The sequence below is a fragment of the Enterovibrio gelatinilyticus genome (genome assembly GCF_028683095.1).
Taxonomy (GTDB): domain Bacteria; phylum Pseudomonadota; class Gammaproteobacteria; order Enterobacterales; family Vibrionaceae; genus Enterovibrio; species Enterovibrio gelatinilyticus.
This window is the reverse complement of record NZ_JAJUBC010000037.1, coordinates 42064-54034: the sequence shown is the minus strand read 5'-3', so window position 1 is coordinate 54034 and position 11971 is coordinate 42064. Positions and strand designations below refer to the sequence as shown.

The following is an 11971-nucleotide window of genomic DNA, read 5'->3' as shown; positions in this document are numbered from 1 at the left end:
AGACCCCCAATAATTGGTTGTCCAACTATTGGGGGGCAGTTCAGACCGCGACGGCTTTTGTTTTTCAGCAGCGTAGAGCCCCTGACTTAACGAGAAGCAACCGCTCTTTGATGCGGTGTTGCCACTTCCATTGCAGAGAGCTCAATAAGCACTTCATCTGCCCATGTTAACCATGCTTCTTTACGTAAAATATTGCGGCGCAATGTTAAACGTTCCAAACGACTTTCAGACGTTAGCAAGGATGAGTCTGAATACTTGCTGCGTTCCAAATCACGATATTGGCTGAGCTGCATACGTGATTCATCAATCAATGCATGCATGTGTTCAATCATGGGGGTTGGTTCGAAGATGCTACAGGTGAGGAGTTTAGCGGAGACTTCGTCACGATCAGTAGGGTGTTTTGCAGGAAGCAAAAACCACTCATAAAGACTTTGTCTGCCAATCTCAGTGATGGTGTAAACTTTTCTATCGGGTTTTCCATCTTGTGGTTCAAGCCGACAACTTACTGCGCCCATATCGGCGAGCTTATTGAGTTCACGGTAAACCTGCTGGTGGCTGGCTTTCCAGAAATGGCCGATGGCGTGAGAAAACTCTTTGGTTATATCGTAACCAGTTGCGTCACGATGGTTTAACACCGTGAGAATTACATGCGGTAATGACATCTCTTCTATCCAAAATCATAAAAGGCGATCCTTAGCCCTGGGATGTCGCTCTATGGCGAATTTTTATTTCCGCAACACGGGTGGATCGGTTCGTTATTAATGATATTCACTATCACCAAGCCAACGTATTTACCCCTAAAGTTACGAGGTGAAAAAGGCGAATAGATCACAACATTAAAAACGGTTAATTTTACGTCGGTGTTGGTTCATGCTTTGAGACCTAGAAAGGATTCGCGCAATCACCGAAACATATTAATAACATTATCAATCCGACGACAATCGAAAATGACTTATAGAAAAAGAAAAAGGCTGCAACTTGCAGCCTTTCTTATTTTTGATTCGCTTTCTCATTTATCCGGTATTGCGCATACCTGCAGCGATACCCGCGATGGTCACCATCAATGCCTCATCAAGCTCGATACTTTCTTCGTCGCAAGTACGCGTGCGGCTAAGGAGTTCTGCCTGAAGCATGTTGAGCGGCTCAACGTAGATATTACGCAGTCGGATAGCTTCGGCGCCCCAAGGGTTTTGTTCCATGAGGTGGTCACTGTTTTCGACCATTAGCACGGCTTTAATGTCTTGTGCCAAGCGAGCACGAAGTTGCTCACCCAGTGGCCACAACTCTGCATCTACCAACTTCTCGTCATAGTATTGAGAGATTGATGGACTTGTCTTAGTGAACACCATTTCAAGCATACCCAAACGGGTTGAGAAGAACGGCCATTCACGACACATTTCTTCCAGCTGCTTTAAGTGACCATTGTCGATAGAGTATTGAATCGCTTGTCCGGCACCCAACCAAGCAGGTAACAGAAGGCGGTTTTGGCTCCAAGCAAAAATCCATGGGATGGCACGTAAGCTTTCTACGCCACCGTTCGGGTTACGTTTTGCAGGACGTGATCCCAATGGCAGCTTGCCAAGCTCCAATTCTGGTGTGGTTGAACGGAAGTAAGGAACGAAATCTTTACTGCCACGTACAACATCACGGTACGCATCACAAGAAACGTCACTCAATGTTTCCATCAGATCGCGCCATTCTTGTTTTGGCTCTGGTGGTGGCAGCAAGTTGGCTTCAAGGATGGCACTGGCATACAGGTTTAGGCTGTTGGTTGCGACATCTGGCAACCCGAGTTTAAAGCGGATCATCTCGCCTTGCTCGGTCACGCGTAGGCCGCCTTTTAGGCTGCGTGGCGGCTGAGATAGAAGCGCTGCGTGCGCAGGCGCTCCGCCACGACCAATTGAACCACCGCGACCGTGGAACAATACGAGATCAACGCCAGATTTTTCACACAAGGTGACGAGTGATTCCATCGCCTTGTATTGTGCCCAGCCAGCGGCCATGACGCCCGCATCTTTGGCGGAGTCGGAATAGCCAATCATGACCATTTGGAAGTTTTGAATAAAGCCGCGATACCAATCGATATTCAGCAGTTGGCTGATCACAAGCTCGGCGTTGTTTAAATCTTCTAATGTTTCGAACAACGGACAAACGTCCATTCTAAACGGACAACCAGCTTCTTTGAGAAGAAGATGAACAGCGAGGACGTCAGACGCGGTACGTGCCATAGAGATGACGTAAGCACCTAATGCCTCACGCGGTTGCTGCGCGACGATACGACAGGTATCGAGTACTTCTTGCACTTCGTCAGACGGCTCCCAATCACGTGGCATGAGAGGGCGTTTGGAGCTTAATTCGCGAACCAAGAAGGCTTGTTTATCTTGCTCACTCCACTGGCTGTAGTCACCCATGCCGAGGCAGCGGGTGATTTCAGATAGGGCATCAGCATGGCGGGTGCTTTCTTGGCGAATATCGAGCTTGATCAAATTCACGCCGAAGCAGCGAATACGACGCAATGTGTCGAGAAGCAAGCCGTCTGCAATGATGCTCATGCCGCACTCATGCAGCGATTGGTAGCACGCGTGCAACGGCGTCCAAAGCTGGTCGACATGTGTGAGAATATCTTTCTCATCAATGTGCTGGCCTTTGATTTTTGCATCAAGGTAATCCAGCGTGTTGGTGAGCGTTTTACGCAGTGATTTCAAAATCGCACGGTACGGTTCGTGCTCGTCACCCGCCATGGCGCGAACGACATCGTTGCATCTAGTCATCGAGAGTTCGCTGACCAGCTCTTGAATGTCGCCTAGATAAAGGTCAGCGGCTTTCCAGCGTGAAAGCAACAGCACTTCATGAGTGACTTCAGCAGTGACGAACGGGTTACCGTCACGGTCACCACCCATCCAGCTTGAGATTTGAATCGGCGCTGCATCAACAGGTAGGCTTTTACCAAGGTGCCCTTGAAGTTTTTGGTCAAACTGACGCAAGAATTCAGGTACGGCTTGCCATAAACTGTTTTCGATAACCGCATAGCCCCATTTGGCTTCATCTAGCGGTGTTGGACGTTGCTGACGAATCACGTCTGAATGCCAAGCTTGCGCAATCAATTGCTCTAAACGTAACTCTGCTTTGCCACGCTCTGTGCTCGAAAGATCGTTCAGCTCTAACTGCGACAAGCATTTGTTAATTTGAACGAGTTTATGAATGGTAGTGCGACGCGCTATCTCTGTCGGGTGCGCAGTTAATACCAACTCAATTTTCAAATCCTCTACCGCTTTCTCTGCATCGGCAGTGGAGACATCATTGCCTTTCAGGCGCAGGAATAGGTCATCCAATGCATCTGGGCTGCAGATCAGCTCTTCGCAATTGCGAGAGATAGAATGGTATTGTTCTGCGATATTGGTGAGGTTAAGGAATTGGCTAAACGCTCGCGCGACAGGTAGCAATTGGTCGTTAGGCAGACTTTGCAGTACGTCAATGAGCTTGGCGTGGTCATCTTTATTGCCTGCGGATGCAGATTTCGAGAGTTTACGGATCTCTTCTACCTTGGCCAACAATTCATCACCATGTGCGCCCTTGATGGTATTACCCAGCAAGTGACCCAGCATGCTGACGTTGCTTTTTAACGCGTCATACTTGTCATTCATAAGTCATCCATTTCGTAACTTTGTTACATCCAAATTGCAATCGTAATGGCTCAATCTAGCCAATGAGAGCCCCTAAGGTCAATCTTATACGTATCTAAATTGATACTTTTTCCGTCACACCCCTTTGCTGATGGGGTGTGCGGGTAGATGTAACAAAATTACAATGAAGCTTAACGTCGTTCCGGATGTGCGAGCGAGAGAATAACTTGGTGTTTTTATTTTATGTATACTGTTGACATTAGTCACTTATCACGCTAAAAAGCACATATAAATTCATTTTAAATGAATAAACAATTATAAAGCTCATTGGATGTAGCGAAAGGTACGATACGAAATGGATAAGTTCTCAACCCCCCTTCTCCAGCGACGACGCCGACGTTAATTAAGACGTTGGGCGCGTGTGCCCCTCCCACAGCTGAGCGAGCTGATTGTTTCATCAGTCATGACTAGAAAGTAAAACGGATTTTTATGTTAAAGACAGTGATCGTCGGTGCCAGCGGTTATACCGGTGCCGAGCTAACCAAAATGGTTCATCTACACCCTCAACTTGAATTGACCGGCCTTTATGTGTCTGAAAACAGTGCAGATGCTGGCAAGCCAATCAGTGACCTCCACGGTACATTGAAAGGGTTGATTGATATGCCACTTTCGCCGCTTAGCGATGTGGATAGTGTGGCAAAAACTGCAGATGTGGTGTTACTGGCAACGGCGCACGAAGTCAGCCACGATATCGCTCCGGCTTTTTTGACTCAGGGGTGTAAGGTTTTCGATTTATCAGGGGCTTTTCGCGTTCAATCTGACAGCTTCTACACCACATTTTATGGTTTTGAGCACCAGCACTCTGACTGGCTTGATAAAGCGGTTTATGGTTTGGCGGAATGGAACCATGAAGCGATTGCTGCAGCTGATCTCGTGGCAGTGCCAGGTTGTTACCCTACCGCGGCGCAACTTGCGCTTAAGCCTCTGATTGATAATGGACTGCTGAATTTAGAACAGTGGCCTGTTATCAACGCTGTGAGTGGTGCATCGGGGGCGGGTCGTAAAGCGTCAATGGCGAATAGCTTCTGCGAAGTGAGCCTTCATGCTTACGGTATCTTTAGCCACCGTCATCAACCTGAAATTTCAACCCATCTTGGCTGTGATGTGATCTTTACACCGCATCTTGGCAATTTCAAACGCGGGATTCTCGCAACCATTACAGCAAAGCTTGTTGATGGTGTGACAGAATCCGCTGTGTCTTCAGCACTCGAGTCTGCTTATCAAGATATGCCATTGGTACGTCCACTAGGGGCGAATCAAAGCGCTAAGTTGCAATCGGTTCAAAACACGGGCTTTTGCGACATAGGTTGGTCGGTGAATGGTCAGCATGTGATCCTAACATCTGCCATCGACAATTTGCTTAAAGGCGCAGCAAGCCAAGCTATGCAGTGCATAAACATTCGTTTTGGTTTTGCGCCATTAACGGCGATTGTGTAGGAGAGTCACTATGAGTTTACGTCCTCTTGTCGTGAAATTAGGCGGTGCAGCACTTTCTTGTACTGAAACATTAGAGAAACTGTTCGACGCTATCGCGGCTTATAAAGCGTCGGCCCATCGCGATATTGTGATTGTTCACGGTGGCGGCTATTTGGTCGATGACCTGATGAAGGCATTGAACATTGACGTCGAGAAGAAGCAAGGCTTACGAGTGACACCAAGCGACCAGATCAATGTGGTAGCAGGTGCACTCGCGGGCACCGCGAACAAGTTGCTGCAAGGACAAGCGGTAAGAAGCGGTATTAACTCTGTCGGCCTTAGCTTGGCAGACGGTGGTCTGTGCAAAATGACACAGCTGGATCCTGAACTGGGTCATGTAGGGAAAGCCTCGCCGGGTGACTCTGCGTTATTGCAAGCCATTCTAGCTACGGGCTGTGTGCCGATTATTAGCTCCATCGGTATTGATGCTGAAGGTGAGTTGATGAATGTGAATGCCGATCAAGCAGCTGTTGCAGTCGCGGCAGCGTTAGATGCTGAGTTGGTTTTGCTTTCGGATGTGAGCGGTGTGCTCAATGGTAAAGGTAAGCTGATGCCTGCACTGGATGCGAAATTGGCGGATGAATTAATTGAAAGCGGTGTGATCACTGACGGCATGATCGTGAAAGTGAAAGCGGCGTTTGAAGCGGCAACGGCGTTAGGTCGTCCGATTGAAGTGGCGAGCTGGCGTTATCCTGAGAAGCTGGCTGATTTGTTCAGCGGCGGCAATATCGGTACCCGTTTCACTGTTTAACTGAATTTGTATTTATTAATGTCGTTCACCGCCTGTACTGACCGTCAGAGCGGTAACAAGGAGAAGTTACTATGAGCACTATTAAGAAGGTTGTACTTGCGTATTCTGGCGGTCTCGACACGTCGGCGATCATTCCATGGTTGAAAGAAAACTATGACTGTGAAGTTATCGCATTCGTTGCAGATGTAGGCCAAGGCGAAGAAGAGCTGGTTGGCATCGAAGAGAAAGCGATCGCGTCAGGTGCATCAGCGTGTTACATCGCTGACCTGAAAGAAGAAATGGTTGCTGACTACATCTACCCAAGTTTGAAAACCGGTGCAGTGTACGAAGGTAAGTATTTGCTAGGCACCTCAATGGCTCGTCCAATTATCGCCAAAGCACAAGTTGAGTGTGCATTGGAAGTGGGTGCAGATGCACTGTGTCATGGTTGTACGGGTAAAGGTAATGATCAGGTGCGTTTTGAAAGTGCATTTGCTGCATTGGCGCCGCACCTGAAAGTGATTGCACCTTGGCGTGAGTGGGACTTGCGTAGCCGCGAAGCACTGCTAGATTACCTTGCAGAGCGTAATATCCCTTGTACGGCGAGCCTAGAGAAAATCTATAGCCGTGATGCTAACGCATGGCATATTTCAACGGAAGGTGGCGTATTAGAAGATACGTGGAACCAGCCAAATGAGCTTTGCTGGGTTTGGACTGTCGATCCAGAACAAGCACAAGACCAATCAGAAACCGTGACGCTGCTAGTCGAAAAAGGCGAAGTGGTTGCTGTTGATGGTCAAGCTATGTCTCCATACCAAGTGCTGACAACCTTGAATGAAAAAGGTGCTCGTCACGGTGTAGGACGTATCGATATCGTTGAAAACCGTTTGGTGGGCATGAAGTCTCGCGGTTGTTATGAAACACCAGGTGGCACCATCATGATGGAAGCGCTACGCGGTGTTGAGCAACTGGTTCTGGATAAAGATTGCTTTGAATTCCGTGAAGAGTTGGGCTTGAAAGCATCTCACCTTATCTATGATGGTCGTTGGTTTACCCCTCTTTGTGAGTCTATTTTGGCAGCGTCGGATAAACTGGCTGAACCTGTAACAGGTGAAGTTGTGGTGAAACTGTATAAAGGACAGGCTACAGTAGTGCAAAAGCGCTCGATCAACAGCTTGTATTCAGAAGAATTTGCGACGTTTGGTGAAGATGATGTTTACGATCACAGCCATGCTGGTGGCTTCATCCGTCTCTACTCGCTATCAAGCCGCATCCGTGCGCTAAACGAAAAAAAACAAAAATAGATAGCTGGAAGCAATAAAGAGTTTAAGGAGAAGTAACTATGGCGTTATGGGGCGGAAGGTTTAGTCAGGCAGCCGACACACGTTTTAAGCAGTTTAATGATTCGTTGCGTTTTGACTATCGCCTCGCAGAGCAGGACATAGTGGGTTCTATCGCTTGGTCTAAAGCGTTGCGCTCTGTCGGTGTTTTGACAGAGCAGGAGCAACAGCGTTTAGAGCTAGCGCTTAACGAAATCAAGCTGGCTGTGATGGAAGATCCAGAACAGATCCTGCGCTCTGATGCCGAAGACATTCATAGCTGGGTCGAGCAACAGTTGATTGCCAAAGTCGGCGACTTGGGCAAAAAGCTTCACACGGGTCGTTCACGTAACGATCAGGTTGCAACCGATCTTAAGCTTTGGTGTCGTCAGCAAGGTCAGCAGCTTCTCCTTGCTCTTGATAAGCTACAAAACCAAATGGTTCAAGTTGCGGCAGTCAATCAAAGCACGGTATTGCCTGGCTACACGCACTTGCAACGCGCCCAACCGGTCACGTTTGCACACTGGTGTTTGGCCTATGTAGAAATGTTTGAGCGCGATTACTCTCGTTTGAGCGATGCACTCAACCGCCTTGATACCTGCCCATTGGGCTCTGGTGCGTTGGCGGGCACGGCTTACCCGATTGACCGTGAAGCGCTGGCACACAGCCTGGGTTTTCGTCGTGCGACGCGCAATAGCTTAGATTCGGTGTCTGACCGTGACCACGTGATGGAGCTGATGTCTGTGGCAACCGTCTCTATGCTTCACTTGTCACGTATGGCGGAAGACCTGATTTTCTATAACTCAGGTGAATCGAACTTTATTGAGTTGGCTGATACGGTCACTTCAGGTTCATCCCTGATGCCGCAAAAGAAAAACCCCGATGCGCTTGAGCTCATTCGTGGTAAGACAGGTCGTGTTTACGGTGCGATGTCGGCCATGATGATGACGGTAAAAGCATTGCCGTTGGCGTACAACAAGGACATGCAGGAAGACAAAGAAGGTCTTTTTGACGCATTAGACACTTGGTTTGATTGTATCGAAATGGCGGCGTTGTGTTTTGATGGTATCAAGATCAACAAAGAACGTACCTTGGAAGCGGCCATGCAAGGCTACTCCAATGCTACTGAACTTGCCGATTACTTGGTTGCCAAGGGAATTCCTTTCCGTGAAGCGCACCATATTGTGGGTGTTGCCGTAGTTGCTGCCATTGAAAAAGGCTGCGCACTGGAAGAGTTGAGTCTTGATGAGATGAAGCAATTCTCAACGGTCATCGATGAAGATGTTTACCCGATTCTGACCATTGAATCGTGCCTAGAAAAACGCAGTGCTTTAGGTGGTGTTGCACCAACGCAAGTCGAATATGCGATCAGCCAAGCTGAGAAGCGCCTTGATAAACGCTATTCACCGCGAGTGAAGGTACGCGGAGCAAGGTTGACTGACCTTGATGCGATTGAAGGCATGGTGGTGTACTGGGCAGGTCTCGGTGAGAACTTGCCGCGTGAGCGTAACGAATTAGTGCGTGATATTGGCTCGTTCTCTGTGGCTGAGCACCAAGGTGAAGTGACGGGTTGTGCCTCGCTATATGTGTATGACTCTGGTCTCGCTGAAGTGCGCTCTTTGGGTGTGGAAGCAGGTTGGCAGAATCAAGGCCAAGGTAGCGCCATCGTTCAACACTTGCTGAAAAAAGCCAAGAGTATGGCTATCAAGAAAGTGTTTGTGCTGACTCGTGTTCCCGAGTTTTTCATGGGGCAGGGCTTTATCCCGACATCAAAGTCCTTGTTGCCAGAGAAGGTAATGAAAGATTGTGAACGTTGCCCTCGCTTGCATGCATGTGATGAAGTGGCGCTTGAGTTTACTTTCGACCAGGACCGCCTTATCGCCAAAGCTAATGTGGCATAGCGCGAACTGACAGTGCGAATGCACAGTAAGAACGGATCATAAGATTTAAAAAACCGGCTGAGGCCGGTTTTTTTGTGTCTGCAATGTCATGGCTTCAATACTTCACTGCTTCGTTTCGGGGGCGCCTTTGCGAAAAGGCATCAGGATCAGGTGTAATGACAGCAAAAGGGCGCAGGCTCCGGCGGCAAACAATAGGGTGATCGACTCTATAGATTTAGGCGTGTCGCTAAACCACAGAAGCCAAATGGGCCAAAGCAGTATATTCATCACAGCAAGTTGGATCATGCAACGTTTGCAGCGACCCAGTTTGGCGCGTATAGAAAGTGAAGCATCCTGACAAAATCGGCAGCTCATTAATTCAGTCGGTGAGTGATTGGTTATTCGAAGCGTACAAACAAAAAAGCCCCCCGTAAAGGAGGGCAAATCATAAACCGAGTCGCGTTAAAAACGTGTCGGCATAAACGTGCGTTAACGCACTTTAGGGGAAACTTAACAACCGGGACCGCAGTCCAGGCAGTGTTTAATCATTTCAGGGCCAAGGTGCAGTTTAGCATTCAGGTCACGCAGCGCAGTTCGCACACCCTCTTCAATCACTGGATGGTAGAACGGCATATCCAGCATTTGTGAAATGGTCATTTGATTTTGGTGCGCCCAAGCCAATAAGTGAGCTAAGTGCTCTGCATTTGGCCCCATCATTTCAGCGCCAAGGAAACGACCTGTTCCTTGCTCACCGTAAACGTTGAGAACGCCTTTGTTTCTTAGCATGACGCGTGAGCGTCCTTGGCCTTCAAACGAAACAGTGCCAGTTTCAAAGCAGCCACAGGTACCGAGGCGAGTGGTAATTTCTCTGTAAGTTTCACCCACCATCGCGATTTGTGGATCAGTGAACACGGCTGAAATCTTACTGCGACGCAGTCCTGCTCGGATATCAGGGGAACGCCCTGCGTTATCACCTGCGATTCGGCCTTGGTCTGCTGCCTCGTGTAACAGCGGAAGCTGATTGCTGGCATCACCGGCAATGAAGATCGAAGGCTCGCTGGTTTGCATGGTGTAGTGATCCGCGACAGGTACACCACGAGCATCAAGTACCATTCCGGTATTTTCGATATCGAGTTTGTCGACATTCGGACGACGGCCCGTTGCTGCTAACACATAGTTAACTTCCATGTGTTGTTGTGTGCCTTGTTTGTCGAGGTAGCGGATATGGACTTTATCACCTTCACGTACCATCTCTTCAACCTTGGCATCGGCATCAAGATAAAACTCTTCATTGAAGGCTTTGTCTGCATATGCCATCACGGTTGGGTCAGTTAGCGGGCCAACTTGACCACCTACGCCAAATACTTTCACCTTCACACCAAGGCGGTGCAGTGCTTGACCAAGCTCCAAACCAATCACGCCGGGGCCAAACACAGCCACAGACTCTGGCAAGTCATCCCAATCGAATACGTCATCATTGATGATCAAGCGGTCACCCAGATCGTTCCAAGGAGCCGGCCACGTTGGACGAGAGCCGGTTGCGATGACCACGCGTTTCGCTTCAATGCGGGTGTGGTCATCGACAATTAGCATGTTGCTGTCAATGAATTTTGCGTAACCGGAGATTTTGTCTTCTGCAGGAATTTCATCAACGCCTTCCAAAACAAAGCCAACAAAGCGGTCACGTTCGCGTTTGACTCGATCCATCACTTCGCGACCGTCAATTTTGATTTCACCTTGAGGGTAAACACCAAAACCAGGGGCCTTCTCGATATTGTGAACCGCTTCCGCGGCGGCGATGAGCAGTTTTGAGGGCATACAGCCGACACGCGCACATGTCGTGCCGTAAGGGCCGCCTTCAATCATGACTACGTTGTTAGTGTGTGCTTTTGCAGCGCGGTAAGCGCCAAGCCCGGCGGTACCACCGCCAATGACTGCTACATCAACATTCAAGGTTTTCATTGTAATTCTCCAGATGAAACGACGTCCTGACGGCGCAATGAATCGAATACGTTTATGGGGCTTTGGATAGAGAGAGGGCAGCCAATGCTGCCCTCAAGGTTTACGTGTTGAGATTAAGCGAAGTACGCTTCAAGCTCTTCACTACCACCAATGTGCTTACCGCCGATGAAGACTTGCGGCACTGTTGCACGGCCGCTGATAGCACGAAGGCTGACGGTGGTGGCATCTTGACCCAGTACAATTTCTTCGAACTGTAGCTTGTTATCGATCAGTTGTTGTTTTGCTTTCGCACAGAACGGACAACCTGGTTTGCTGAATACCGTAATTGATTCTTGTAGTTTGTGATTTGGTGCAATGTGGCCCAGCATGGTGTCAGCATCAGAGACTTTGAACGGGTCACCTGGCTCGTTTGGCTCGATGAACATTTTTTCTACCACGCCATCTTTGACTAGCATGCTGTAACGCCATGAACGCTCACCAAATCCGATGTCATCTTTCGCCACTGCCATGCCCATGCCACGAGTGAACTCTGCGTTGCCGTCTGGAATGAACGTAATGTTTTCTGCTTCTTGATCCGCTTTCCAAGCGTTCATCACGAAGGTGTCATTCACGGATACACACAGAATGTCATCAACGCCGTGCTCTTTGAATACTGAATGCAGTTCATTGTAGCGTGGCAAGTGAGTTGATGAACACGTTGGTGTGAATGCGCCAGGTAGGCTGAACACCACCACTGTTTTACCTGCAAACAGTTCATCCGTTGTTACGTTAACCCATGCGTCGCCTTGACGAGTTGGGAAAGTAACGTTTGGGATTTTTTGACCTTCTTTGTTAATTAGTTCCATGGTGTACCCCTTAAAATAAATATTGTTTTCAGTTCTTTAATCCGGTGTTCCCGGTTGATGTGTTTATATTACGCCG

General features: G+C 48.6%; 9 protein-coding genes. 4 read left to right on the top strand and 5 right to left on the bottom strand.

What is annotated here, in order from left to right:
* Positions 1-86 precede the first annotated feature (86 nt).
* Both LRP50_RS22725 and ppc read right to left on the bottom strand, forming a co-directional pair.
* Positions 87-662: a PadR family transcriptional regulator gene (locus LRP50_RS22725; RefSeq protein WP_274166704.1), complete on the bottom strand. Its 576-nt coding sequence runs from the start codon at positions 660-662 to the stop codon at positions 87-89.
* 351 nt (positions 663-1013) lie between these two features.
* Positions 1014-3644 carry a phosphoenolpyruvate carboxylase gene (gene ppc / locus LRP50_RS22720; protein ID WP_274166703.1) on the bottom strand — a complete coding sequence of 877 codons (2631 nt, stop codon included), beginning with the start codon at positions 3642-3644 and terminating at the stop codon, positions 1014-1016.
* A 468-nt stretch (positions 3645-4112) separates the two neighbouring features.
* Here ppc and argC point away from each other — a divergent pair, with 468 nt between their 5' ends.
* The 4 genes from argC (at position 4113) to argH (ending at position 9109) form a co-directional block, all read left to right on the top strand.
* Positions 4113-5120 carry an N-acetyl-gamma-glutamyl-phosphate reductase gene (argC, locus tag LRP50_RS22715; RefSeq protein ID WP_274166702.1) on the top strand — a complete coding sequence of 336 codons (1008 nt, stop codon included), beginning with the start codon at positions 4113-4115 and terminating at the stop codon, positions 5118-5120.
* A gap of 10 nt (positions 5121-5130) precedes the next feature.
* Positions 5131-5910: an acetylglutamate kinase gene (argB, locus tag LRP50_RS22710; protein WP_274166701.1), complete on the top strand. Its 780-nt coding sequence runs from the start codon at positions 5131-5133 to the stop codon at positions 5908-5910.
* A gap of 71 nt (positions 5911-5981) precedes the next feature.
* Positions 5982-7193 carry an argininosuccinate synthase gene (locus LRP50_RS22705; RefSeq protein ID WP_274166700.1) on the top strand — a complete coding sequence of 404 codons (1212 nt, stop codon included), beginning with the start codon at positions 5982-5984 and terminating at the stop codon, positions 7191-7193.
* Between the two features lie 38 nt (positions 7194-7231).
* Complete coding sequence (gene argH, locus LRP50_RS22700; protein ID WP_274166699.1) at positions 7232-9109, top strand: argininosuccinate lyase; 1878 nt, start codon at positions 7232-7234, stop codon at positions 9107-9109.
* A 102-nt stretch (positions 9110-9211) separates the two neighbouring features.
* Here argH and LRP50_RS22695 read toward each other — a convergent pair whose 3' ends face one another.
* From LRP50_RS22695 to LRP50_RS22685, 3 genes are all read right to left on the bottom strand, one after another.
* Positions 9212-9463: a DUF3624 domain-containing protein gene (locus tag LRP50_RS22695; protein WP_274166698.1), complete on the bottom strand. Its 252-nt coding sequence runs from the start codon at positions 9461-9463 to the stop codon at positions 9212-9214.
* 135 nt (positions 9464-9598) lie between these two features.
* Complete coding sequence (locus LRP50_RS22690; protein WP_274166697.1) at positions 9599-11050, bottom strand: dihydrolipoyl dehydrogenase; 1452 nt, start codon at positions 11048-11050, stop codon at positions 9599-9601.
* A 113-nt stretch (positions 11051-11163) separates the two neighbouring features.
* Positions 11164-11895, bottom strand: a complete 732-nt coding sequence (locus LRP50_RS22685; RefSeq protein ID WP_274166696.1) for a glutathione peroxidase — start codon at positions 11893-11895, stop codon at positions 11164-11166.
* Positions 11896-11971: the final 76 nt, after the last annotated feature.

Coding starts and splice junctions, on each gene's coding strand:
- LRP50_RS22685 (WP_274166696.1), bottom strand. CDS start 11,895: ATGGAACTAATTAACAAAGAAGGTCAAAAAATCCCAAACGTTACTTTC.
- LRP50_RS22695 (WP_274166698.1), bottom strand. CDS start 9,463: ATGAGCTGCCGATTTTGTCAGGATGCTTCACTTTCTATACGCGCCAAA.
- argC (WP_274166702.1), top strand. CDS start 4,113: ATGTTAAAGACAGTGATCGTCGGTGCCAGCGGTTATACCGGTGCCGAG.
- argH (WP_274166699.1), top strand. CDS start 7,232: ATGGCGTTATGGGGCGGAAGGTTTAGTCAGGCAGCCGACACACGTTTT.
- LRP50_RS22705 (WP_274166700.1), top strand. CDS start 5,982: ATGAGCACTATTAAGAAGGTTGTACTTGCGTATTCTGGCGGTCTCGAC.
- ppc (WP_274166703.1), bottom strand. CDS start 3,644: ATGAATGACAAGTATGACGCGTTAAAAAGCAACGTCAGCATGCTGGGT.
- LRP50_RS22725 (WP_274166704.1), bottom strand. CDS start 662: ATGTCATTACCGCATGTAATTCTCACGGTGTTAAACCATCGTGACGCA.
- argB (WP_274166701.1), top strand. CDS start 5,131: ATGAGTTTACGTCCTCTTGTCGTGAAATTAGGCGGTGCAGCACTTTCT.
- LRP50_RS22690 (WP_274166697.1), bottom strand. CDS start 11,050: ATGAAAACCTTGAATGTTGATGTAGCAGTCATTGGCGGTGGTACCGCC.